Below are 24,355 nucleotides of genomic sequence, written 5' to 3' on the forward strand. Positions count from 1 at the left end.
GCTATCGGAATCGGCTTCAGCGGGGATCCTCGATCCCCAAGCGCGCCGCCATAGTCTTCACCTCTGGAAACCGAAGAAGGGCCTCCCAAGCCCAGGTCGGGTTGCGGTCGCGGAAGAAGGCGAGCCTCTGGCGGACAAGCCGCTCCCAATATGGGCGAGGAGCCAATGATCCTTCGGCGAAGAGAAGGCCCAGCAGGCGCAGTCCGTGGACGCCCCCCGCGCAGCGCCAAAGCTTGTTGCCTAAATGCTTCTTCTCGCGTTGCTTCCACCTGCTTCCGCCGACCTTTCGGAGAAGAAGCGAGGCCATCTCCCCCTCAAAGTGGTGCCAGGGGTGGAGGCGAATCAACGTGCGTTGAAGACAGGGACGGCCGGGGTATGCCTCGAGGTGCTCCAAGCAGCTTTCGGCCAAGAAGAGAACCGATTCAAGGGAATCGGTTCCTGGAGGGAAAGCAGCGAAAAGATCATCGGGACTGCCCTCCTCCTTCGAAGCCCAAGACTGGAGTGCGGAGAAGAGCCTAGCCCAAGATTCGTCACAGGAGGCGATCTGGGGGAGATGGTCGTGGGGAAGACCGTCCACGAAGGTCCCCCAAAGTTCGGGACTCCGGAGCTGCCTGCAGTATCGCGCATAGGACCATGCGGAGGATGCGGCATCCCTCAATTGGGACAGCTCACAGAAAAGCGCAACCGCCTCCCGCGAGGAGACCGCGAGGCGGTTTCCGTCTCCATCCAGAAGGGCCAGGTACGCCCTTCGCTGAAGGGCGTGCGCCAAGTCGATCCTTTGCCCTTGGGCCTGGGCCAGAGCGGAACAAGTCTCGATGTGGGCACTGGCCTGGCGCGTTTCCCCCATGGCCAAAAGGCTGGATACGAGGTTCAACCGTGCGCCCATTTGGTGGGCCCTTTGGGCGAAAAGGTCCGCCCGGTTGATTGCCCTGCGTGCCCACCAGGCGCCTTTTACGAACTCGCCGGTCTCCCCGAGGAGAGCCGAGAGGTTGTTGGCTGCCTGGGTCTCTCGGTGAGCGAAGCCCGTGCGCCGGAGAAGGTTCGCAGCCTTTCTCAGCTGTGTTTCTCCCTTTTTCGGATCTCCTCCAAACCAAAGTGCGTTTCCCAGATTCATGAGCGAAATCCCCTTGAGAAGGACCATGCCGGGGACGTCGGGAGATGCGAGGACGGAATGTAGTTCTCTGGTGGCCTCGTCGATTCTTCCCGTTGGCCCGTAAACCCTGCCCACGAGGTTGAGCCGTGCCTTGGCCTCCAGGAGGACATTGCCGCATGCCTGGGCCAGGCGAATCCCTTCGAGAAGGTGGGCTTCCGCCTCGTCGGGGTCCTGGATGGCCATGTAGTTGCGGAGGCGCGCCCGGTGGGGGAGGGGGAGTTTCGGATCGAGGCGCTCCAGCGCAGCGAGAACGGGTCGAGCATCGGCCCACCGTCCGAGGCTTTCGCAGGCGTCCATGAAGCGGAAGGCGTCCTCGACGTCTTCGGGCTCGGGGCTCAGAGAGGCACAGACTCGTTCGAGGTGCTGGAAGGCGCTGACGTTGTCGGCCCGTTCGTAGGCGTCGCGGCCGGCGAGGCGGTCGTAGCGGCGGGCCTGGGCCTCCTCTCCGGCGGCCCGGAAGTGGCGGGCGAGGACGGGCCAGAGCTTGGGGGTTGTGTTCCCCTCGGCCTCGAGCGTGTGGGCGAGGCGGGCGTGGATTTCTCGCTTGACCTCGAAGGGAGCCGCTTCATAGACGGCGTCGCGGAGCATGGTATCGGCGAAGCGGACGTAGGGCCTTTCGCCCCACGTGTCGGTCAGGAGCAACCGGGAGCCCTGGAGGGCATCGAGGAGACCGGCGAGTGTCGAAGAGTCCAACCCCGCGGCCTCCTTGAGGAGGTTCACGGAAACCGAATCCCCCAAGACGGAGGCCTGCTGGAGAAGCTTCTTCTCCTCGGGCCTCAAGAGGTCAACGGGGGCGAGGTAGAGGCCCTCCAGGGTGTCGGGGAAGCGCGTCTTGAAGAGGCGGTCGCCGTCGATCCGGGCACCGTAGTCGCCGCGCTGGACGAGACCCTCCGCCTCCAGGGCGGTGAGGAGAGCGCCGACCACCGCAGGGTTGCCGCGGGAGCGGGCGACGAACCACCGGGCCACCGGCTTCTCCGGCGGGATCAGTCCGTGGAGGTCGGTGAGGAGCCTCAGGATCCCCCTTTCCGACAGGGGAGGAAGGTCCAGCACCTCGGCCCCCGGAAGGGCGTTTTCCGCCTCCGGAAAGCCCGGACGCAGCGAGGCGGCCACCCGGAAAAGGGAATGGGCTCCGGCATCGCTGAGCGAGGCCAGCAGGTCCCGGGAGAGGGGGTCGGCGAAGTGGAGGTTGTCGAGGAGAACAGCCCATCCGCGACAGCGCTCGAAGATCGCCTTGATGAGGGCGGCGGTCAGTTCCTTGCGCTCGCCGGGTCCCAGGGGCTCCGTGGCGGAACTTTCCACGGCAGAAAGGTCCAGGAGGGGGCGCAGGAGGGGAGCGAAGGGACGAAGGGTCGGCGGCAGGGCGTGGGCCAGCGCAATCTCGATCTCGGCGGGGGCGCTGCCGTGCCTCACCCCCAGGGCGGCCCGGAGGGGACCGCGCCAGGCGGCGTAGGCCTTTCCCCGACTGTGGGGCCCGAGGGGCACCCGGACGCAGGTCCGCCCCTTCTCTTTCACGAGCGCGAGGGCCCATTCGAGCAGCGCCGTCTTGCCGAGACCGGCATCGGCGCGGAGAAGGAGGGGAGGGCCCTCGCCCTTAAGGAGGTGGCGGAGGAGCTTTTTCTGGATCTCGCCCCGCTCCAGTAGCCGGCCGCCTTCGAGGAGGGTCTCTTCCCGTTCTCCTTCGGGCTCGAAGACGGGAACGGGGTCCTTGAGGCCCTTCAGGCGGACCGGCGGGAGGGGACGGAAGTCGAAGGATCGGACAGCCCGGGCCGTCGCCTCGTCGCAGCGAATCTGCCCCGGCCCGGCCTGCTGCATCAGCCGGGCGGCAAGGTTGATGCCGTTGCCCATGGCCGTGTACTCTCTGCGGTGCGGGGCTCCAAGGGGCCCGGCGAAGAGGGGGGCGGAGGTGAGGCCGATGCGCAGGATGACGCCGGGGGGCAGTCGGGAGGAGTGCATGAGGTGCAGCGCCGCCCGGACGGCCATTTCTTCCTTGTTTTCGAGCGCCCGCGGGCTCCCGAAGAGGAGGAGGGCCTTGGCGCCCTTGTCCCCCATGTCCATCTTGTTCAAGTACCCGCCGTGTTGCAGGGCGGCAACGGCAAAGGTCCCGTAGAGCGCATCGAGGGCGCAGTGGAGGCTTGGGACGCGGGGTCCGCCACCTTCCTCCACGGCCTGGTAAGGCAGTCCGTCGAAGCGCACGAAGAGGACGGCCGTTCCCCTGTGCTCCCCGAGAACCGTTTCGTCTGCGAATTCGTGCAGCACGCGGGGAACCACCTTCTCGAGCACGGTGCCCGGGGGGGGAGGGGCGTGGCCTGCGCGCCGAGGCGGTTTTGTTGGGCTTCCGAAGAGAAGCCTCCGGTCCCCCCGAGCGAGAACCCGAAGACCAGCAGGAGAAGCGCCCTTCACTGACGCGTCGAGGACGATCTGCCCAGGAAGCGCCTGGTGCTCGGCTGCGGTGGCACCGTCCAGCGGAGGCCCCGCGGCGTAGAAGTCGAACCCGGCGGCTTCTCCGCCCACGATTCCGAGGAGCACCGGCCCCGCCGCGGCGCCGATTTTCATGGACAGCGAATAGACGCCGGCGCGCGTGGGCACCTGCTTGAAGGCGCTCATGGCCTCCATCATCCGGGAGGCGGCGCGGAGGGCCGGCCCGGGGGCCTCTCCCGGGAAAAGGAGCGTCATGGAGTCCCCGCCGAAACGAAGGACATCGCCGCCCTCTTCGTCCGCGATGGCGATCATGCGCGTGAAGTAGGCGTTCAGGATCCGGGTAAGTTCCTCGGCGCCCTCCCGGCCGAGGACCGAAAGGGCCTCCGTCAGGGGCGTGAAACCCGCCACGTCCGTGAAAAGGACCGTTCCCCGTTGGATGCGATACCGGGGCCCGCCGCCAGATAGGCCCGCGGCAAGGCCGTTGAAACTCCAGGGAAGGAATACAGATAGGTCCGCCATACTCGTGCGCCCGGCCCATGATAGCACCGGCGGTTTTTCCTACGGACCGGCAGGGTGTACACTCTCGCGGGAGGAGAACGTGGACATCCCGATCCAGGTCCCGCTGGCGGCGCAGGCCCAGGAGCCGCCCGCGGATACCGAAAAGGCGCCCCGCTTCCGCATCCCGGTCTTCGAGGGGCCCCTGGACCTGCTCCTGTACCTCATTCACAAGAACGAGATCGACATTTACGACATCCCCATCGTGGAGATCACCGCGCAGTACGAGGACTACTTGAGCGCCATGAGGGAGCTGGACCTCGACGTGGCGGCCGACTTCATCCTCATGGCGGCCACCCTCATCCACATCAAGAGCCGGATGCTGCTTCCCGCGCCGAAGGAGGAGGGGGGCGAACCGGCCGAGGACCCGCGGCTTCCCCTCGTGGAACAACTCCTCGAATACCAGCGCTTCAAGGAGGTGGCCCGCCTTCTCACCGAGCGGGAGGAGGTCGCCACGGCGCAGTATGTTCGGGCCGCTGGCCTGGGAGAGGCGGGCGACGGGACCGAGACGGGGCTGGAGGTGGACCTCTACGACCTCGTGGAGGCCCTGCAGTCCGTTCTCAAGCGCGTGGCGGACCGCAGGGAGCGAATCGTCTTCGTGCCCGAGATCAGCCTCGCCAGCCGCATCAACGAGGTCTTGGAGCGGCTGGAGGCTCACGGCTCCCTTCTCTTCGTGGAACTCTTCGACGAGGGGATGACCCGCGCCCACGTTGTCGTGACCTTCCTGGCCATCCTCGAGCTGGCCAAGCAGCGCGTCGTCCGCCTCTTTCAGGAAGGGCCCTTCCACCCCATCCGGGTGGTTCTCAACGCATAGGCCGCTCAGGCCTTGGGCAGCGTGAGGGTCAGGGTCAGTGCTGGGCCCTCTCCGGCGTCGGCTCGAAGGTCTCCTCCGGCTGAGACGGCCACGTACAGCGCGGCGGCGAGCCCCAAGCCCCGCTGTTCGAGCTGAGGTTGGCAAAGGGCCCCCGGTTCCGGGTAGAAACGGTCGAGGATCTTGGTGAGGGGCGGCGCATCCTCCTTGAGAGAAGGGAGGGTGAGCCGGAGGGCGGCAAACTTTCCGGTTTCGAGGGTGTCCCAGGCAATTGAAACCGAGGGAGCCGCCAGATCCAGGGCGTTTTCGAAGAGGCTGTCGAGAAGATAAGCAAGAGCGGGGCCCGGCACGGCGACCAAGAGTTCCTTGGATTCCGCGGCCTCTCGAGTGAAGCGCCGGCCATTCCGATCCGCGCCTCCTTCCGAGTCCGAGAGGGTGCGCTTCCAGGCGTCCGACAGAGAAAGGACCTCCGGGGGCTCACGCTGGAGGGTGCGGATCAGGCGCGTAAAGGTGAGGAGGCGCTCCACCATCTCCGACAGGAGGGCGAGGTTTCGCTGGATCGTGCGCAGGGGCTTCTCCTGCTCGGCGGCCAGCGGCCCATAGCGGCCCTTCAGAAGAAGCTCCGAGAAGCCCTGCATCACCACCGGCGGAGTCACGAGGTCGTGAGCCAGGGAGGAGAGGAGCCGGTCCTGGAGAAGGGACATCTTCCTGAGGCGCTCGTTGGCTTGGCGCACCTCGCCGAGCAGACCGGCCTGGCCGCGGTAGAGGCGGGCTTCCTCGGTCACGTCTCGGAAGACGCCCTCGTAGCCCGCGAACCGTCCCTCCGCGTCGTCCAGGCGGCGAATGCTCGATTGGACCACGATTTCCGACCCGTCGGCCTTGCGGGCCGTTGTGGAAAAGGAGGCGAAGCCCTCGGATTCCACCTGGCGCCGGATTTGCTCGTGGTCGTAATGGACCGAATCGAAGTCCCGGGTCCGGAACTCGGCCTGGATGGCCTCGGGCGTGACTCCGAAGCAGGCGGCGCCGCAGGCGTTGATGCAATGGATCCGCCCCTCGAGGTCGCTTCGGTAGAACCCGATTCCCAACAGGTCCAGGATCTCCAGAAGCGTCTCGGGGGGAGGCGGAGGAAAGAAGCGGCTCTGGCCCATGGAGCGTCTCGCCCTCCCTTTGGCAGTGTACACCCGCCCGGGGCGGGGATGAACCCCTGGTCCGCTCAACCTTGACGGCGCTTGTTTTCAAAGGCTATCCTTCAGCTTATGAGGTTCGGGCGAGACTGGCAGGATTGGAGGCTTTGGAGGGGGCTCGAGTACGTCGGGGGCCTCTCGAAGCTCGCCAAGGACGCGGCCCACTCCCTGGCCACCCAGAGGTGGGAAGGCGCCCAGATCGTGTATCAGATGGACGTCCTCGGGGTCCAGTCCTTTTCCATCGTGCTCATCACCGCCACGTTCATGGGGATGGTCCTGGCGATCCAGACCGCCTACGCCCTCGACGCCTTTGGAGCCAAGCTCTACGTCGGCGAGGTCGTGGCCATTTCCATGACCCGGGAACTCGCGCCCGTCATCATTTCCCTCATGGTGGGCGGTCGGGTGGGAGCCGGGATCACGGCGGAAATCGGCGCCATGAAGGTGACCGAGCAGATCGATGCGCTGAGGGCCATGGGTGCGAATCCCGTCCGCAAACTCGTCGTCCCCCGGCTGGTGGCCGTGGTGTTCTTCCTCCCCCTGCTCGTTCTGCTGGCGGACGCCCTGGGGATCCTCGGGGGGTACATCATTTCCACCTTTGAATTGCAGATCTCCGGGCGGTTCTACTTTTCCCACGCCTTCCGCATGCTCAAATTCACGGACGTGCTGTCGGGGTTGGGGAAAACGGTTTTCTTCGCCACGGCGATCACACTCATCGGATGCCACAACGGGATGACGGCGGGCGGGGGCGCGGACGGCGTCGGGCGGGCGACGACATTTACTGTGGTCCTCTCCTCCATCGTGATCCTGATTTCGAACTTCTTCCTCACCAAGCTCTTCCTGGCGCTCTGACATGGAACCCTTCCTGGAGTTCAGGAACGTGGAGAAGGCCTTCGGAGAGAACCGGGTTCTCCGCGGCCTGGACCTGACCGTGGGGAAAGGGGAATCCCTGGTGATCCTGGGAGGCAGCGGAACCGGCAAGTCGGTCCTGCTGAAGATCGCCATCGGTCTGCTTCCAGCGGATTCGGGCCGCGTGTTCGTGGAGGGGGAGGACGTCACGGACTTGAGCGAATCCGAGTGGATGAGCGTGCGCCGGAAGGTGTCCTACATGTTCCAGTGGGGAGCCCTGTTCGATTCCATGAACGTCTTCGACAACGTCGCCTTCCCGCTTCGGGAAGCGCGGATTTACGACGAAGGCGAGGTCCGCAGGAGGGTATCGGAAAAGCTCGGCCTCGTCGGGCTTTCGCGGGTGGAGGACGTGTTCCCGTCGGACCTGTCGGGCGGGATGCGCAAGCGCGTCGCGCTGGCGAGGTCCATCGTCACAGAGCCGGCCTGCATCCTCTACGACGAACCCACCTCGGGCCTGGATCCCATCACCGCCGACACCATCAACAAGTTGATCCGGAGGATGCAGGAGGTCCTCGGCGTCACCTCCGTGATCGTCACCCACGATATCGCGAGCATGTTCAAGGTGGCCGACCGCGTGGCCTTCCTCTACGAGGGCGTCATGGCCTACGTGGGACGTCCCGAGGACGCCAAGTCCTTCGGACACCCTGTCCTAACGGGCTTTATCGAGGGGAGGAGCCCCGATGAATCCGAAACCTGAGTGGCGCGCCGTCCGAATCGGCCTGCTGGTGGCCCTCGGCTTGCTGGTGGCGGCCGTGGGGATCGTGGGCATCACGAGCAAGAACAGGCTGTTCGAGCGAAAGGTCGAGTACTACAGCATCTTCCCGGACGCGGCGGGCTTGAAGGAAGGGAACGGCGTTTGGTACCAGGGGGTAGAGGTGGGCTTCATCACGGGGATCCGCTTCACGGCCGATCCGGACGTCCAGCAGGTGGAGGTCCGGTACAAGGTCACGGCCGCCCTCATGCCTCGGATCCGCACCGGAACGAGGGCCTCCATCAAGACCCTCGGCCTGTTGGGAGACAAATACCTGGCGCTGGAAACGCCTTCCCACAACGAAAACGAGCCCATCATCCTTCCAGGCCAGCAAATCGCCGCGAACCGCCAGATCAATCTGGCGACGCTGGGCCGGGACGCCCAGGACCTGATGGAGAACACCCTGGAGCTTTCCAAGAACGTCAATCAATTGGTGGGCCTTCTGGTGATGGGGGAGGGGGCTCTCCCTCGGCTTCTGAACGACAAGGAGGTGGGGGAGAAACTCGTCCAGAACCTCGTGGACATGAGCCGGAACCTGGAAAGGGTGTCGGGAGACCTGGCCCGGGGAGAGAACCTCGCCGGCAAAATCCTAGCCGACGAAGCCTACGGAAAGCAGGTCTCCGAGGACATGGCGCAAGCGGTACGCCGAACCAACGAGATTCTGAAGGGCATTCAGGACGGGAAGGGGGCGGCGGGCGCGCTCTTGGGCGGGAGCGGGGACGGCGAGCGGATGGTGGCGGATCTCGCAGCCGCCTCCTCCACGCTCGCACGGATCGCGGCCGCCGTGGAGACGCCCGGCACCGTGGGGAACAAGATCCTCCTGGACGAAGCGTACGGGAGGGAGCTTGCCGAGAACCTGCTTTCCATCAGTCGGTCCGTGGATTCCATCCTCAAGAAGGTGGACCGGGGGGAGGGCACCCTGGGGGCGCTCATCAACGACCGCCAGGTCTACGATTCCATGGTCGTTCTCGCGGAGGGCATGAAGAGGAGCACGCTCGTGAGCTGGTATTTGAGGAAGACGGGGGAGCAGGGAGTCAAGGACCTGGAGAAGAAACGGGCCGAGGGCAAGAAGCCATGAACGTTCTGGTCACGGGCGCCGCTGGGTTCATCGGCTCCCACCTCTCCGAGGCCCTTCTCGCGGCCGGCCATGCGGTTACGGGCGTGGACAATTTTGACCCGTATTACGACAGGGCCGTCAAGGAGAGAAACCTGAAGGGGAGCCTCCTCCAGCCGGGCTTCCGCTTCGTCGAACTGGACCTGAAGGACGCCCCCGCCGTCCGGGCCCTCATGGCCCAGGGCTGGGACCGCGTGGTTCACCTCGCCGGAAGGGGGGGGGTGCGGCGGTCGATCCTGGAACCACAGGCCTACCTCGAGAACAACCTCGTGGCCACGGGCAACATCCTGGAGGCCATGCGGGAAACGGGGCTGGACCGCCTCGTTTTCGCCTCCACCTCGAGCGTGTACGGCAACCGAAGCCCGATCCCTTTCCGGGAGGACGCTCGGGCCGACTGGCCCATCTCGCCCTACTCCGCATCGAAGAAGGCCTGCGAAGTCCTGGCCTACGCCTACCACCACCTGCACGCCCTCCACGTCTACGTCCTCAGGTTCTTCACCGTGTACGGCCCGCGCCAGCGGCCCGACATGGCCATCCACAAGTTCGTGAGGGCCGTCACCCGCGGGGAGGCCATCGAGCGTTTCGGGGACGGCTCCACGGAGAGGGACTATACTTACGTCGACGACATCGTGGCCGCGGTGGTCAGAGCGGTCGAGCGGGTCGAAGGGTATGAGATCATCAACATCGGGGGTGCCCAGACGACGTCTCTTTCCCGCCTGATTGAACTGATCGAGGACGGTACGGGAGAGACGGCCCGCATCGTCGAAAAACCCCTGCCGCCTGGAGACGTGGTGCGCACCTATGCCGACACGTCCAAGGCCGGGCGGCTCTTGGACTTCAAGGCGGAGGTCCCCGTCGAAGAGGGGCTCCGCCGCTTCATCCGCTGGTACCGCGAGGAGCCATTGCCATGAATGTAACGGTCATCGGTACGGGCTACGTGGGGCTCGTGACGGGCGCTTGCCTGGCCCACTTCGGATTGGACGTGACCTGCGCCGACCTCGACGCCGGGAAGATCCAGAAGCTCCGCCAGGGACTGATCCCCATCTATGAGCCGGGTCTGGAGGAAGTGGTCTCGCGCAACGTCCAGGCGGGCCGCCTCCGCTTCACGGAGGATGTGGCCGCGGCGATTCCCGACGCGGAAGTTGTGTTCCTCGCCGTGGGCACGCCGCCGCTGCCGGACGGGAGCGCCGACATGCGGTATGTCTTCGGCGCCGTACAGACCATTTCGGAGGGCCACCGGCGCTACCAGGTCATTGTCACAAAGAGCACCGTTCCCGTGGGCACGGGCGCGAAGATCGAAGCGCTGATGGCGGAGCGCCACCCGAGGGACAGCTTCTCGGTGGTCTCGAACCCCGAGTTCCTCCGGGAGGGCTCCGCGGTGGCCGACTTCATGAGGCCCGAGCGCATCGTCGTGGGATGCGACGATCCCAAGGCGCTCGAAATCATGCGCCGGCTGTACAAGCCCCAGACGGACCAGAGCATCCAGATGCTCACGACGAACCGGGTCACGGCCGAACTCATCAAGTATGCCAGCAACGCTTTCCTGGCCGTGAAAATCTCCTTCATCAACGAGGTCTCGCGGCTCTGCGAGGAGGTGGGGGCCGACGTGATGGACGTGGCCCGGGGAATGGGGATGGATTCCCGCATCGGTCCGCGCTTTCTCCACCCGGGGCCCGGCTACGGCGGCTCCTGCTTCCCGAAAGACACGAGGGCGCTTCTCGACGTGGCCCGGGCGAGAAAGGTGGGACTGCGGGTCGTGGATGCGGCCGTGGCCGCCAACGAGGACCAGATCCAGCGCGCCCTGAACAAGATTCAAAAGGCTTTCGGCATCATAGCGGGGGCGCGCGTGGCGCTCCTCGGCCTCGCGTTCAAGAGCGACACCGACGACATCCGCGAATCTCCCGCCATGAAGATCGCCGGGGCCCTGCTCGATGCCGGGGCCGTCGTTCGAGCCTTTGATCCGGCGGCCGCCGAGAACGCCGCCGCCGTCCTTCCGGCGCTGGCTTTCGCCAAGGACCCCTACGACGCCGCCGCAGGATCGGACGGCGTCGTGGTCGCCACCGAGTGGAACGAATTCAAGAGGCTCGATCTGCAACGGTTAAAGGCGAGTCTGAAAACGCCGCTCATCGTGGACCTGCGGAACCTCTACGATCCAAGGGAAATTCGTGAAGCCGGGTTCACCTACGTCTCCGTGGGCCGCCCCTGAGCCGGTCTCCCGCCGGTCCGGGTGTGACCTCCACGGCCGGCTGCCCGTGGCGTTCCGCCGGGAGCGGCGCCCGGGGTCCGCGTCGCCTTCGGGGAAGGTCGTCGGTCGCTCCCCCCGCCGGTGCGGGGTAGACCCTTGAGCGGGAAGATCACGCGAGGCTCCTCGGAACTCTGGAGGATCCCTAGCCCCCTGTGGAAGCGCATCGATCCGGCGCGGCTTCTTTTGGGGGATTGGTGGAAGGAGGTGGATCACCCCGTCGCATGGGATGAACTCCTGCCCGGGGGGGCCATGCACCTGGACGTGGGGTTCGGGGGAGGGGAGTTCCTGCTTGGCATGGCAAGACTCCACCCGGATCGCCGGTTCGTGGGAGTGGAGCGTTTCGCGGAGGGCCACAGGAACCTGGTGAAAAACGTCCTCCGAATGGGTCTGGAAAACGTCGTGTCCGCCGTGGGCGATGCCCACGTGGTCGTTGGGATCTGCTTCGCCGACGGAAGCCTGGATGGGGTGACGCTCAACTTTTCCGACCCGTGGCCCAAGGCCCGCCACGCTTCGAGGCGCTTGTTCACGGAAGAGTTCCTGGGGCTTGCGGCCCGTAAACTCCGGCCGGGTGGACGTCTTTGCCTTGCCACCGACGACGCCGCCTACGCGGAGCAGGCGCTCGGGGATCTTGCCAAAGTCCCCCTCCTGGCCTCTACCCATCCGGAAGTGCGCTGGATGGATGTCTCGCCCTATCCCCTGCGAACCCGCTATGAAGAGAAGTGGATTCGAGAGGGCCGCCCGTTGCACTATTTTGTTTATGGGAGAAGGTGATCCATGCCCCACGCCAAGTTCGTTGGGGAAATCCGGCTGCCTGACGTTTGGAAGAGCCCGCCCTCCCTGTGTTTTTCCGTTCCCGAAGAGGACCTCCACGTCAAGTTTGTGGAGGCGTTTCTGGGAGGTGGGGAAAGGAGTCTCCTCCTTCGGTACGTGGTGGCGGAGGGTCGCCTGACCCAGACCGTCGGGTACCTCCTCGCCGTCGCCGACGACGGGTGGATCCTGAAGTTGGACACAGCGTGTCCGACCCTTCGGTCCCCAGGCGTCAAGCTTCTTCTCGCGACGGTGGCGGCCTGGCTGGAGCGGAGGGGTCTGGACGTCCAGTCCACCACCGTGGAGGCCTTCCGGGTCCGGGGGGCCTTCTACGCGGAGCACTCGGAGGAAGGCGGAACGATCTAGCCTCCTTGCCCCGGGAAAGGGTGGATCAGAGCGCCGTGTCCTCGACGGTATGGCGCCGGATCTTGGCCCGGTAGAGGCAGGCGTCGATCTTCCGGATCACGTCCTCCACGTGGACGCCCTCGGTCTCCCCGGAAGACCATAGAGCCCCGATGCTGACGGACGTGCGGATCTGACTCCCCGATTCGAAGAGAACCAGGCGGTCCACGGCCTCCAGGATCCGCTCCGCCACGGAGCGGGTCACGGCGCGGTCCGCGCCCTTGAGGAGGATCGCGAACTCGTCTCCGCCGTAGCGGCACGGGATGTCACCGGCTCGGCACTGGTGCTGGATATTCGTGCCCAAGACCTGGAGGTACCGGTCCCCCGTGATGTGGCCGTACCGGTCGTTGACGGACTTGAAATCGTCGCAGTCCAGAAACAGGAGCCCGAACGGCTCCCGCCTGGCCAGGCACGCGGCGAGGCTCTCCTCGAAAAAGCTCTTGTTGAAGAGGCGGGTCAGGCCATCCTGGGTGGCCCTCTTGTACAGTCTGGCTCCTACGACGGCGGCGGACAATTGCTGGACAAAGGCCAGGAACAGCTCCCGGTGAAAGGGCTTGTACACGCGCGGAGCGTCGCGCTGAACCGAGAAAACGCCGATGCACCGGGCGTTGTCCAGCAGGGGCGCCATGAACACGCTTCGAATCCGCTGGGTTTGGGAACCTTCCCTGTGGGTGATGCGCATCCACTGCTTCTCGCCGAGAAGGTCATCGATGAATAGGGGTTCGGCGGTCTGGATGACGCGGCCGGTCAGCCCTCGATCCAGGTCCGCGTCGCCCAGGGACAACTCGCGCCCGTGGTCCACGGCTCGCGCGAACTGGACGCGCCCGCTCCGTTCGTCCAGAAGCGCCAGAAAAAAAGTGTCCGCGCCGAACAGCTCCAGACACACGCGCTTGACCACCTCCATCACCTGCGGGAGGTTCAGGGTCGTGTGGAGATCGGCGGTGTACGTGTTGAGCCTGCGGACGAGATCGAACTGGGTCAGCAGGTTCTTGGTCTGGACCGAGAGCCTGTTGAGCACGACGACCAGAACCACGAGCACGGGGAGCAAGAGGAGAACCACCTCGGAGGCGTCGGCCTGGGAGAGGAGGGCGAATCCGGCCCCGGAAAGGACCGAAATGGCGTGGATGGCCCCGTCCAGGAACGCCTCCCTGGGGAGCTGACGGAGGCTTCGGAGGCCCGCACGGGCGAAATCCATGGGGAGAAACAGGAGATTGTTGAGAAAGGTGAAGGCCAGCCAGAAGGCGCACAGGCCCAGCATCTGGTTCCGCCAGGTGGCCGCAAAAAACCCGTCCGCTCCGACGAACGCGTCCATGGCGATGCCGGCGCCCCAGAGGGATAGGCCGAGCACGAACGTGTTCGTCCACTTCCGAAAGGCCACGTCCAGTCTCACGGGCTCCTCGGACGAAGCCATGGCGTGCACGATCAGGATGCACGAGGCGATGAGGATGCTCAGAAGCGCGGTGGGGAAGCCGTAGCACAAGAGGGCGTACAGGTAGATCGAAAGCTCGAGGGAAAGGGTGTAGTTCTCGAAGATCCGCAGGCCCAGCGTGCTCGCACCCCCGGCGAGGGCTCCGAGAAGCAGGAGCGGGCCCCAAGGCAGGGTGGAGGCCTCGTGAACGGCGATGGCCCCGGAGAGGAGCAGGGCGGCCCACCCGTACAGAAAATACAGCCGGCGGACGCCGGGCGGCCCCTGGGACGCCTGGGTGAATTCCTTCCACGCGGAGACCAATCTCTCGGTCATCGGGAGTCCGCCTGCACGACCTGGATCAACGCGTCAACTACGTCCCGATGATAGATCCTTCCGGCGCCGCTGACCAGTTCCGCCAGGGCGGTGACCTTTGCCTTGGGCTCCTTGTAGCGGCGGTTGGGGGTCACGGAGGCCTCGTAGGCGTCGCAGACCGCGATGACGGCGGCCATGTCCGAGGGAGGCCGGCCCTCTGGGTATCCCGACCCGTCCATGGCCTCGTGATGCTGTTCCACGACCTCGGCCACGTCAGGCATTCCGATGGCCCGCAAGAGGTCTCCCCCGTGGCGGGCATGTTCTCGAAGAATGTCCATTTCCTTTGGCGTGAGGGGGGCGATCTTGTTCAGGAGGGACCAGGGAATCCGCAGCTTCCCGATGTCGTGGAGAAGACCGGCCTCCTGAAGTACGTCCATCGGGACGCTCCACCCTCCCCCGTTGCAGAGCCGCTCGGCCAATCTCCCCGCGAGGAGGCTCACGCCCCTCGCGTGGGACCTCCCCGTGTACCAGTCCTTCTCCTCGAGAAGCCGAACGAGATCGCGGATCAGGTCCTCCCGCGTGGAGGCGCCCGCGCCGTGGAGGCCGCGGAGGACAAGGAGGGCCTGCTCCAGGACGAACTGCTCCTCCGCGGGGTAACACTGGCCGACGCTTTCGCGCACGGCCTTGCGGATCCAGTGGTACGCCCCATCCCAATCCCCCTCCCGGCTGAACGCGACGGACATGAGCCGGCTTTGGGAGGCCTGAAGAGAAAAGCGGTAGGGACCCGAGGCCTGAGGATCGAAGTAGAGCTGGGTCAAGATCTCGCGGGCCTGCGCGAACCTGTCCTCGAGGATCGCCAGCTCCGCCGTGTCCTGGAGGTAAAGCTGCCGGAAACCGAGGTCCAGGGGATAGGTCTCCATTTCCTCCAGGGCGGAGCGGGCGGCGGCGACGACGGAGGCCTTTTCCCGGCCCTCCGATGCGAACCCCCTTCGGAGCAGGACATCGATCCGATTGAGGCGCTCCTGGCCGAGAAAGTCGGATCGCCCCAGCCCGGCCCACTTCTGGAGTTCCTCCTCCGGAAGGGTCTGGGCCATGGCTTCGGCATCGAGGAACGAAGCCTGGGCGGAGTCGAAATCGCCCGCGCAGGTGTGGATGATCCCCTCGGTGTTGATGAGGTTCGCGAGGGCGGCGGAGGGGCGTCCGCGGGCCGCGGCGCGGCCCTCCCGGCAGTACTCCAGGGCCTCGTCGAAATGGTAGAAATTGCGGGCCGAAGCGGCCACGGCGGTTGTGGACCGCAGGTACCGATCCGTCTCGCCCGCCTCGAACAGGACGGGGCGCCACTGTTTGGCGAGGCTGTAACGGTCGATGTCGGCCCCCTTCGCGAAGAGAAGCCTCCAGAGGGGCCCCAGCACCTCGTCCCACTGGTCCGCGGGGGGGCGCTGGGAGGCCGGCAGGGTGGCGACGAGGCCCAGGATATTCTGAAGGTGGGCGATGATCCGGGCGTGCTCGTCCAGGGACTCGGCCGATGCCTGGGGGAGCGGCGGGCGTCTGCGAATCTCGCGGACGGCCTCGGAGATCATCTGGAATTCGGCCCCCCAGGTCTTCGCCAACGGCGACCTCCGCCAACGGTTCCGCTATTGTACGGCTCGCGGCGATCCCGCGCCACGGGCGGGCGCTCCTCCTCCCCCGTCGAGGCCCGGCGCGGGGAGGCGGTGGTCCAGCCCGTAGGCCAGTTCGGCCCCCAGCAGGACGATGCACCAGGTGTAGTAGATCCATAGAAGGCCGATGGGGACGAACGCCAGGGATCCGTAAAGCCGCCCCACCACCGAGCCCTTGAAGACGTGGATGGCGTAGAGGCTGAGTCCCACCTTCGCCGCCTCCCACAGAAGACCGGCGATGGCCGAGGCCACGAGGGCGGGTATCCCGCCCACGGGGGCCCGTGGAAGTACGGCGTAGAGGAAGAAGAGGCCCGACACCGTGACGAGGTAGGGCAGGGCGAGGCGCGTGAAACCCGAAAGGGGATCTCCGAGGCGGCCGAAAAGGGAGAAGGACAGTCCGGCGGCGGCGGAGAGTACGAGGAGCCCGATCCAGAGGAGGAGTATCTTGACGAGGGAGGCGCGGGACCGGCTCGGCGCGTGCAGAATGAACCTCAGGTTTCTCTGGACGGTTGCCATCAGCGAGGTCCCCGCCAGGAGGAGCAGGGCAAGGGCCACGATTCCCGAAGCCCCGCTGCCCAGCGCGCCGAGGTTGGCCCTCAAGGACGAGACGATTTCGAGGGCCACGCCCTGGGCAGAGGGCGTGACCAGCTGCTCCACGAGGACTCTCTCCATCCGGTCCAGTTCCCCCGAAAGGAGGGAGGTGCGGCTCGCGATGTACAGAAACAGGCCGGCGACCGGGAAGAGGCTAATGAGCGTGAAGAAGGAAAGCGCCGCGCTGCGCGACAGGACCTGGTCCTCCCGGGCTTTCCGCGCCACGAATCCGGCGAGGGCGACGGAGCCCGCCGCGGCGGATCGAAGGGCTCCCCAGGTTTGAGCCCGTCGTTCGTGCAGTCTTTGTAAAAGGCCCTTCCAGGTATGCCTCACTGCCTCTGACCGCAAAAGGGGCACTGGACGGCCCTGCGGGGGAGGGGCCGCCGGCAGTGAAAGCAAAAAGCCTCGCGGGGCGCATCGCGGGCCGCGATCCGCTCGCGGATCTCCTTCAGCTCTCTCTCTTTTCGGGGAGACAGGCGAAGGTGCTTGAGATCCGTCAGGAGGTCGTCCGCGGAACGGTACCTCTGGGAGAGGTCCCTGGCCATGGCCCGCGCCACGACATCGGAAAAGGCCTTGCTGACCTGGCGGTTCTTGAGATTAGGCGGCGTGAACCGACCCGCGGCCACGAGTTCCTCGATCTTCGCCGGGTTGATATCGAAAAAGGGCAGGACGCCGGTGACCATCTCGTAGAGCATGACCCCGATGGAGTAGACGTCGGAGGCAAAGGTGGCGCGTCCCTGGAAGTGCTCGGGCGCCATGTACGGCGGAGACCCGATTCGGGTGGACGCGTAGGGATCCCGCTCCAACAGGCGGGAGATGGAGAAGTCCACCACCTTGGCCGTGCCGTCCCGGGTGAGGAGAACGTTGGAGGGACGCAGGTCTCGGTGGAGGAGGTTCCTCGAGTGGGCGTAGCGGACGGCATCCGTGATCTGGATGGCCCAGGTGAGGGCCTGGGGCTCCTCGATGCGGGCCTCGCGGGTCAGCTTCTCGGCGAGGGATTCGCCCTCCACGTACTCCATCACGATGTAAAAGACGCTGGTTTCCGGGTCGCGGTCCGCCGTCAGGACGGAGACAATGTGGGGATGACTCAAGGGCGCCATGAGGCGCGCCTCGGCGGCGATCTCCTCCTCGGCCAGGTTCTGCCGGTGGGGGATCTTGAGGGCGACCATTTTTCCGATGACCGTGTCTTCGGCCAGGTAAACGGCGCCGAAGCCCCCGTTTCCCAGGGGCTTTTCTACCCGGTACTTCCCCACGCGCTGGTCTTTTAGGAACATGCCCTCCCCGCTGAAGCCAGTATACTACGCCGGCCCGCACGGCGGACCAGGGGGGCGGGGGACTTGCACGAGGGTGGCGTCCGGTTCAAAATCTCTTCTTTCGGCTTCCGGAGGTGTGCATGCCAATCGTCCGTACCGCCGCCGCGGTTCTCCTCCTCAGCGTTTTACTCGGCGCCCACGCGCAGGTTCCTCCTCCTCTGGTCAGGGCCATTCCGCAGGTGCGGGATGCGGGCGCCGGAGCCGCGGGGGATTCGGCTATCTGGCCCGGATTCTCTTTCACGCAGGTCTGCATACTCGTCTTTGACCCCGCTTCCAAGTCGGCGCTTCTGTTCCACGTGGATCCCCTGCCGCAGGAATTCCAGCCGGCGGACCCGTCGGCTCCTGGCGTGGGATTCGGTCCCATCCCCTCGGGTGAGCCTCCGAGGGAGGGCACGGGTCCGGTGGCGGGCCGCCTGGGCCAATGGGTCTCCGCCGACCGCCTCCCCCCGGCGCCAGGACCGGCCGCGACGGAGTTTTTATACTCCCGGGCGTTCCAGGTCTTCGAGGCCTACCGGGGCTTCCCCCAGCCCGTGGGCATACCCGAAACGGAGTTCCCTCTGTACGACGCCGAATTCAACGCCCTGTCCAGGGCCGAGGGCGCCATTCTGCTGCGGGCGCTCGGCGCTCAAAAGATCGACCTTCCCGGGCTGGTGGCCGCCTTTCTCTCCCTGCGCGAGCGCCGCCAGTCGGTCCTTTCCGAAGCCGCCCGCGCCTACGAGTGGCGCACCGAGGCGGACGAGGGCCTCGCCGCCTATGCGGGCTATGTGGCCAGGAGCCGGACGGACGCGGCCGGGGCGGCCGCGGACCTGGGCAGGCGGCTCGGGGACGGAGGCCGGGAGGGAGCCGGAATCACGGGTGCCCGCTTCGCCGCGACGGGTTGCGCTCTGGCTCTGATCCTCGACCGGATCGGGGTGAACTGGAAGGCGGAATTCGAAAAGACCTCCCGCGAATCCCTGCGCCCGACCCTGGCCATGGTCTCCGCTGCGGCGACGCCCGCCGACTTGGGCTTTGCGAACCTCGCCGACCTCCGCCGGGAGGAGGGGGAGGCGTTGGCGCGGTCCCAGGCCGAGCGCGAGGCCAGGGAGCGGGCCGTCACTCAGGCGGATGGGCTCGTGGTGCGGATCAACCTCGAGGCGGCCCTCGCGAATCCCCAGGTCCGATGGAGCAACCGATACGCGCCGAACGGGATCCTGAAGTTGGACCGCACGCGGGAGATCCGCGAAAAGTATTACAGCCTGGTGGGAGAGGGACACTTCGAGTTCGCCTCCTCCCGCCCCATCCTGATCGAGACCCGAAAGGGCATGACGGCGGGGTTCGCCGCCGGCGAGGTCCCCTACATGACCCTCGACGGCCAGCCTCTTTCGCTGTCGGCGGGGCAGGTCCTGGAAGGATCGTTGGAGATCCGGGGCAACCAGCTGACCCTCAAGGTGGACAGGGCGCGCCTGACCTACTCCCCCAAGACCCTCGTCGTGGAGCCCCTCCTCCCCTGAGGAATCCGCTGGAGGGGTTAATCGAGACCTTCGCACGTCCCGGGCCCTCGGTCCGGGACGCGCCGTTTGGAGAGGGAAGTCCGGGCAAGGGCGCGCTTCAAAAGGGAGGGCCGCACGGCTCGAACCGTGATGAGGCGTGGCGCCGGCTCGTCTTCGTCGAAGAGCGCATAGGCGGGAGTAGAGGTGAGCCAGGAGGACGGATTCAGGAAGAGGACGCCCTCTGTCCGTTCCACCTCTCTTCGGTGGGTGTGTCCCGCGACCACAAAGGAAGCACCCAGCTCGATCCCCCGGGCCACGGCGGCCTCCTTGACCCTCCGGGCCGCCCGTTCGAAGACGTAGCTCGAGCGCTGGACCCACTGGATCGCGGTCTTCCGAGGCACGTCGAACCAGATGGCGAACCCGTAGAAGAGGTCGCGAAGGCTCCGGACCTTCCGCGCGGATTTCTGGAAGGTATCGAATTGATCCCCGTGGACGACGTACACCTTTCCCCCTTTGTAATCGAAGAGGAACTCCTCGTAAACCCGGACCCCGAGCAGGTGCCCCAGAAGCCCAGCCGACCCGTCGTGGTTTCCCCGGATCCAGACGACCTCCCGGTCCTTTCCCAGGTCGCGGAGGAGTTCCAGGATTTTCCAGTGGTTCCTGTTGAGCCTCCGGAAGTTGAGGTCGTCGAAGATGTCCCCGTTGAGAACCAGCCGGTCCCACCGGGCCGATGCGAGAACGCGGAGAAGACAGCCGCAGCGGCAGAGCTTGGAGCCCAGATGCACGTCGCCCAGAACGATCGTCCGCATGGATGGCGCTCCTGAGGGATCCCGGAGCGATGATAGCACCTGCCGCACGCAGGGCGACTCCTTCCGGGGTTGCCAAGTGGGTAACGCCGTCCAATAATGGCTCCTTCCGGAGGAGGGGAGCATGCCGGTGAAAGTGACCTGGGTCGAAAAGAGCGCCTTTGCGGCGCGGTCCGAGTCGAACCACTGGATCATGATGGACAGCACCTTCAACGGTGGGGACGGAGCCGCGCCGTCACCCATCGAATACGTCCTCATGGGGCTCGGTGGGTGCTCTGGAATCGACCTCGTGTCCATTCTCCAGAAGATGCGGCAGGACGTCCGCGGAATCGAGATGGAAATCTCCGGCGAGCGGGCGGCCGAGAACCCGAGGGTCTACGTGAAAGTCCACGCCAAGTACACGGTCAGAGGGAAGAACCTCAACCCCGCCCGCGTCAAGGCCGCCGTCGAACTGTCGGACGAAGAATACTGCTCCATCGGGGCCATGCTGCGGAAAACGGCCGAGTACACCTACGAGGTGGAGGTCATCGAGGAGACCTGATCCCGGGCGCCCCCGCCGATCGGCAGGGGGCGGGAGGTGTTCATGAACCTGTCCAGGCGCGCGCTGACCGTCCAGGAATCTCCCATCCGAAAGCTCGCCCCGCTCATGCTCGAGGCTAAGCGGCGAGGCGTGAGGATCCATCACCTCAACATCGGCCAGCCCGACATCGCCACCCCGGAAGCCTATTTGGAAGCGGTGGCGGACTTTCGCAACCGAGAGAAGGTGCTGAGTTACGGGCCCAGCGACGGGCTTCCGGAACTGCGTCAGGCCATCGCCGACTACTTCCGACGGTTTTCCATCGAACTCGAGGCCAGGGACGTCATGATCACCACCGGGGGAAGCGAGGCGGCCCTGTTCGCCCTGAACCTGGTGGGAGACTTCGGCGATGAGGTTATCCTGCCCCAACCCTTCTATACCAACTACAACGGTTTCGCCGCCATGGCCGGGATCCGGCTCGTGCCGGTTACGGCGCGGGCGGAGGATGGTTTCCGGCTCCCGCCGCGGGAGATCATAGAACGCGCCATCACCCCCCGAACCCGGGCCATCCTCGTCTGCTCGCCCAACAATCCGACGGGGACGATACTCACCCGCGAGGAGCTGGAGATCCTGGCCGAGGTCGCCGTACGCCACGACCTGTTCCTCATCGGGGACGAAGTGTACAAGGAGTTCACCTACGAGGGGGCGGTCCATCACAGCCTTCTCGAACTGCCCTCCGTGAGAGAGCGAGTCATCGTGATCGATTCGGTGTCCAAGCGCTTTTCGGCCTGCGGCGCCCGGGTGGGGGCGCTCATCAGCCGCAACCGGAAGATCATGGAATCGGCCCTCAAGTTCGGGCAGGCCCGGCTCTGCCCTCCCACTATCGAGCAGGTGGGCTCCATCGCCGCGTATCGCATGAACCCGTCCTATTTCGACCCCATCCGGGCCGAATACCAAACCCGCAGGGACGTGCTTCTCAAGGGCCTGACGATGCACCCGGACGTCATCCTCCGGAAGCCGCAGGGGGCCTTTTACATGATCGTGAAACTGCCCCTGAACGACACGGACCACTTCGCGCGGTGGCTTCTCTCGGACTGGCAGATCGACGGGGAAACTGTTATGGTGGCGCCCGGCGACGGGTTCTACGCCACCCCCGGACTCGGGCAAAACGAGATCCGGGTGGCCTACGTGCTCGAAGCGGCCAAGTTGGAGCGCGCGGCCCGCATCCTCGTGGAAGGGATGGAGCGGTTCCGGACGATGAAGGGAAACGGCGAGGCCTCCGCCGCGGGGGCCTGATGGCGCGCGGATTGGGTTGGCCCGGGCCTCCCGGGGCGCCCATCCGGGTATCCGCGCAGGTGCCGCGCGGAGGGCCAGAAGGCGCCGCATGGGCGGTCGTGCGGCGCCGGGCCGAATGGGCGATTCCCGGGCTCCAGATCCATGAAGAGCCCTGCGATCCGCCTTGCCGTTTCAATCTGAGCGTGGTAAGGCCTTCGGCGGGCGCCATCGTTTGGGACATGATCCCGGATCAGAACGCCGAGGCCCCATTTCTCGGGCTGCTGGAAAGCCTGGCGCGGGGGTCGCGCCCCGTGGGTCCGGACACCCTTTCGGCCCTTGAAAACCTGGTCGAGTTGCCCGCCGTGACGGTCTATGGGGCGCGATGGTGCAGTGCGAGCGCAGGCGTGATGGCGCTCGCCTGTTCCCTGGCCGCGGCGGACCCGCGTCTCTCTCTTCACCTCGTGGATGCGGAAGCGGTTCCGGAAGAAGCCTTGCCGCCTGCTCTGTCCGCGGTCCCCTGGACGGTCATCGGATCCGGCGAGACGCGCCTCTTCGGTAGCTTGAAGGAGGAGGAAGCGCTGGCGGCCATACGAGCCGCAGCGGAGGGAAATGGGGGGCGCCACACCCTGGCCCATCTGCTCCGCCGCAAGAAAAGGGAGGAGGCGGGGCTGCTCTTGGCGGCCGGGATTCTCTCGCCAAGGGACGCCGGGTGGCTCGCCTCCCGCGCTCCCGATCTGGGCGTGCGGCTGGCGGCCACTCTCCTCCTCTCGGAACTGGCGAGCCGCGACCGGGCCCTCGCCGGGGAGTCGGTTCCTCCGTTGTTGGAGGGCCTCAGGTCGACGGAGGCCAGGATCCGAGGTGACTCGGCCTTTGCCCTGGGGGAGGTGGGCGACCCGGAGGCTCTGCACGCCCTCGAAGAGGCCCTGGGCGACGGGGACGAGGAGGTCCGGGAGGCGGCCTCCGAGGCCCTCCAGAAAATCAGGGAACGTCTGGCCCTTGGAGGCTGAGCGGCCTCCTCACCGGGTAAAGGCGAAGGGCTCGGAAGTCCCTCCGTCCGGGTTCACTACCAGAATGGAGACGGACCGTCCCTTGGGCAGTAGGGCCTTGAGGTCCTTCCCTCCCGTCAAGATCAATTTCTCGGCGCTCTTGAAGTTCGTTCCCGGTGAGGGGACACCGTCGAGGAGGACCGAGGCGCCCGTTTGGAAGTCCCTGCCGGCAAGCCGTAGCCTGAACGGATTCGTGAGGATCTTGGCGGATTCAATGACAGGGGGTATGGGAACGCCGACGTAGACCGGGGCGGAGGCGATCGCCGTGCGGGCCTGGGCGTCGGTCACCGTCACCAGGCAGTCGAAGGCGCCGCTCTGAACGAAGGTGTGGACCGGGTCTTCGAGGGTTGAAGTGGACCCGTCGCCGAAGTCCCAGGAGAAGACGTAGGGGGCCGTCCCTCCCTTGGGCGTGGAGGCGAACTGAACCGTCAGGGGTTCGGGGCCCTGGCGGGGATTGGGGGAGGCCGTTACGCTCAGGGCGGCGGTGACCCTCACCTGTCCGGTCTTGGCACAGGTGATTCCCGCGGCATCGGTGACCGTCAGCCGCCAGGTGAAGTTCCCGCCGCTCTTGTAGGTGTGGGTCGGGTTTCGGAGGGTCGACCGCGCTCCGTCTCCGAAGGACCAGTTCCAGGCGTACCCAGGGGATCCGCCCGAGGCTTCCGCCGTGAAGGCGACGGCAAGGGGCGCGGTCCCGCTCGAGTGGGACGCGGTGGCGGCGCAGGTCAGGACCGGGGGAACCTGGGCGTCCCAGTCGATGGCGAAGTCCCCCCCCGTGGAGACCTGAAAGAGCGTGAAGGCCCCCTGGGAAAGGTTCTTGATGGGGAAGGACGGATTCACGGGGCTGCAGCAGTTCGGATCGGCGCAGGTGTCCACGGAGGCGTTGCCCAGCGCCTGTGCGTCGCTGGCCACGTAGAAGTCGAGGTCGCCGCTTCGGACGGGCGTGGTGGAGAGGAAGGCCGTCACGTCCACCCTGGGGTCCGGGCCTCCGCGGGTTTCGGCGTGGACGTTCAGAAGCTTGTTGGTGCGCAGCATGACTGGGCCGTTCCCGCCGGTACCGCAGACCGCCGAGGGGGGCCGGTTGAGCACCGTGCCGCCGAAGGCAACCTGCAGGGCGGCTCCCTGGAAATAGAGGGTGAAGGGCGGCTGGGTCGTGAACAGGAGGAGATGGCCCGCGCTCAGGTAAAAGTCCGCGCCGGAGACATGGCCGGCGCCGTCCGTCATGATCGCGGCGCCTTGACCGGCCACCACCTTGATCCAGAGACCGTCGGGAGCGGGGTTCGCCCCGGCCTCAAAGGTCACGGAATCGCCTCCGTACAATATTCCGCCCCCTCCGGACCGGCCGCCGTGATAGGTCGCCGCCTCGGCGTTCGGGCCCGGCATGGCGGACAGGAGCATGACAAGACCGATCCAGACGATGCCTCGCGGGGAGGGTTTCATGGGAACCTCCTGCCGACATTATAGCGGCCCCCCCCGCCAGGGGAATCCCCCGACTTGCCTCAGCTAATTTCTTTCCGAAATGGATTCGTTGCCTCACCTAAGAATCTTGCCGAAAGGAAGTAAACAAGTGGAGGGGCGCCGCCCCCGCAAGGAGGGGTGCTCCAGGATGAGGCTGAC

General features: G+C 66.1%; 20 protein-coding genes. 12 read left to right on the forward strand and 8 right to left on the reverse strand.

The features are described from left to right. Positions 1 to 16: 16 nt before the first annotated feature. Positions 17 to 4,090 (reverse strand): adenylate/guanylate cyclase domain-containing protein, encoded by a 4,074-nt coding sequence (locus tag AB1824_04575; GenBank protein MEW5764231.1) that lies wholly within the window; start codon positions 4,088 to 4,090, stop codon positions 17 to 19. A 79-nt stretch (positions 4,091 to 4,169) separates the two neighbouring features. Here AB1824_04575 and AB1824_04580 point away from each other — a divergent pair, with 79 nt between their 5' ends. Next, entirely contained in the window at positions 4,170 to 4,940 is a 771-nt protein-coding gene (locus tag AB1824_04580; protein ID MEW5764232.1) for a segregation/condensation protein A, read from the forward strand. Positions 4,941 to 4,945: 5 nt separating this feature from the next. Here the strand turns inward: AB1824_04580 and AB1824_04585 are convergent, their stop codons facing one another. Beyond that, positions 4,946 to 6,085, reverse strand: a complete 1,140-nt coding sequence (locus AB1824_04585) for a histidine kinase dimerization/phospho-acceptor domain-containing protein (GenBank protein MEW5764233.1) — start codon at positions 6,083 to 6,085, stop codon at positions 4,946 to 4,948. A 108-nt stretch (positions 6,086 to 6,193) separates the two neighbouring features. Here AB1824_04585 and AB1824_04590 point away from each other — a divergent pair, with 108 nt between their 5' ends. The 7 genes from AB1824_04590 to AB1824_04620 all read left to right on the forward strand — a co-directional run bounded on the left by AB1824_04590 (position 6,194) and on the right by AB1824_04620 (position 12,310). Beyond that, positions 6,194 to 6,970 carry an ABC transporter permease gene (locus AB1824_04590; GenBank protein MEW5764234.1) on the forward strand — a complete coding sequence of 259 codons (777 nt, stop codon included), beginning with the start codon at positions 6,194 to 6,196 and terminating at the stop codon, positions 6,968 to 6,970. Position 6,971: 1 nt separating this feature from the next. Then, entirely contained in the window at positions 6,972 to 7,724 is a 753-nt protein-coding gene (locus AB1824_04595; protein MEW5764235.1) for an ABC transporter ATP-binding protein, read from the forward strand. Continuing rightward, entirely contained in the window at positions 7,708 to 8,856 is a 1,149-nt protein-coding gene (locus tag AB1824_04600; protein MEW5764236.1) for an MlaD family protein, read from the forward strand. The genes AB1824_04595 and AB1824_04600 overlap by 17 nt, the downstream gene beginning before the upstream one ends. After that, positions 8,853 to 9,803 carry an NAD-dependent epimerase/dehydratase family protein gene (locus AB1824_04605; protein ID MEW5764237.1) on the forward strand — a complete coding sequence of 317 codons (951 nt, stop codon included), beginning with the start codon at positions 8,853 to 8,855 and terminating at the stop codon, positions 9,801 to 9,803. The genes AB1824_04600 and AB1824_04605 overlap by 4 nt, the downstream gene beginning before the upstream one ends. Continuing rightward, complete coding sequence (locus tag AB1824_04610; protein ID MEW5764238.1) at positions 9,800 to 11,098, forward strand: UDP-glucose/GDP-mannose dehydrogenase family protein; 1,299 nt, start codon at positions 9,800 to 9,802, stop codon at positions 11,096 to 11,098. Before AB1824_04605 ends, AB1824_04610 begins: the two co-directional genes overlap by 4 nt. Positions 11,099 to 11,233: 135 nt before the next feature. After that, positions 11,234 to 11,908 (forward strand): tRNA (guanosine(46)-N7)-methyltransferase TrmB, encoded by a 675-nt coding sequence (gene trmB, locus AB1824_04615; protein ID MEW5764239.1) that lies wholly within the window; start codon positions 11,234 to 11,236, stop codon positions 11,906 to 11,908. A gap of 3 nt (positions 11,909 to 11,911) precedes the next feature. Further along, positions 11,912 to 12,310: a hypothetical protein gene (locus tag AB1824_04620; protein ID MEW5764240.1), complete on the forward strand. Its 399-nt coding sequence runs from the start codon at positions 11,912 to 11,914 to the stop codon at positions 12,308 to 12,310. Positions 12,311 to 12,335: 25 nt separating this feature from the next. On the opposite strand, the gene AB1824_04625 is transcribed toward AB1824_04620, so the two are convergent. From AB1824_04625 to AB1824_04640, 4 genes are all read right to left on the reverse strand, one after another. Then, the gene (locus tag AB1824_04625) at positions 12,336 to 14,087 is read right to left on the reverse strand and encodes a sensor domain-containing diguanylate cyclase (GenBank protein ID MEW5764241.1); all 1,752 of its coding nucleotides are present in this window, start codon (positions 14,085 to 14,087) and stop codon (positions 12,336 to 12,338) included. Then, entirely contained in the window at positions 14,084 to 15,676 is a 1,593-nt protein-coding gene (locus tag AB1824_04630; protein ID MEW5764242.1) for an HD domain-containing phosphohydrolase, read from the reverse strand. Before AB1824_04630 ends, AB1824_04625 begins: the two co-directional genes overlap by 4 nt. A gap of 24 nt (positions 15,677 to 15,700) precedes the next feature. After that, positions 15,701 to 16,540 (reverse strand): YihY/virulence factor BrkB family protein, encoded by an 840-nt coding sequence (locus AB1824_04635; protein ID MEW5764243.1) that lies wholly within the window; start codon positions 16,538 to 16,540, stop codon positions 15,701 to 15,703. A 104-nt stretch (positions 16,541 to 16,644) separates the two neighbouring features. Beyond that, a complete protein-coding gene (locus AB1824_04640; protein ID MEW5764244.1) occupies positions 16,645 to 17,589 on the reverse strand; it encodes a serine/threonine-protein kinase in 945 nt (314 codons plus the stop codon). Between the two features lie 119 nt (positions 17,590 to 17,708). Between AB1824_04640 and AB1824_04645 the strand changes: the two genes are divergently transcribed. After that, positions 17,709 to 19,118, forward strand: a complete 1,410-nt coding sequence (locus tag AB1824_04645) for a hypothetical protein (GenBank protein MEW5764245.1) — start codon at positions 17,709 to 17,711, stop codon at positions 19,116 to 19,118. 17 nt (positions 19,119 to 19,135) lie between these two features. Here the strand turns inward: AB1824_04645 and AB1824_04650 are convergent, their stop codons facing one another. Continuing rightward, positions 19,136 to 19,906, reverse strand: coding sequence for a UDP-2,3-diacylglucosamine diphosphatase (locus tag AB1824_04650; protein ID MEW5764246.1), 771 nt, complete (start codon positions 19,904 to 19,906; stop codon positions 19,136 to 19,138). A 121-nt stretch (positions 19,907 to 20,027) separates the two neighbouring features. Here AB1824_04650 and AB1824_04655 point away from each other — a divergent pair, with 121 nt between their 5' ends. The 3 genes from AB1824_04655 to AB1824_04665 are packed head-to-tail and all read left to right on the forward strand — an operon-like array spanning position 20,028 to position 22,702. Continuing rightward, positions 20,028 to 20,444, forward strand: coding sequence for an OsmC family protein (locus AB1824_04655; protein ID MEW5764247.1), 417 nt, complete (start codon positions 20,028 to 20,030; stop codon positions 20,442 to 20,444). Positions 20,445 to 20,486: 42 nt separating this feature from the next. After that, on the forward strand, positions 20,487 to 21,716 hold the full coding sequence (locus AB1824_04660) for a pyridoxal phosphate-dependent aminotransferase (protein ID MEW5764248.1): 1,230 nt from the start codon (positions 20,487 to 20,489) through the stop codon (positions 21,714 to 21,716). Next, positions 21,716 to 22,702, forward strand: coding sequence for a HEAT repeat domain-containing protein (locus AB1824_04665; protein MEW5764249.1), 987 nt, complete (start codon positions 21,716 to 21,718; stop codon positions 22,700 to 22,702). Before AB1824_04660 ends, AB1824_04665 begins: the two co-directional genes overlap by 1 nt. 9 nt (positions 22,703 to 22,711) lie before the next feature. Here the strand turns inward: AB1824_04665 and AB1824_04670 are convergent, their stop codons facing one another. Continuing rightward, positions 22,712 to 24,178: a PKD domain-containing protein gene (locus AB1824_04670; protein ID MEW5764250.1), complete on the reverse strand. Its 1,467-nt coding sequence runs from the start codon at positions 24,176 to 24,178 to the stop codon at positions 22,712 to 22,714. Between the last annotated feature and the right edge of the window lie 177 nt (positions 24,179 to 24,355).

The organism is Acidobacteriota bacterium (assembly GCA_040752915.1).
Classification (GTDB): domain Bacteria; phylum Acidobacteriota; class UBA4820; order UBA4820; family DSQY01; genus JBFLVU01.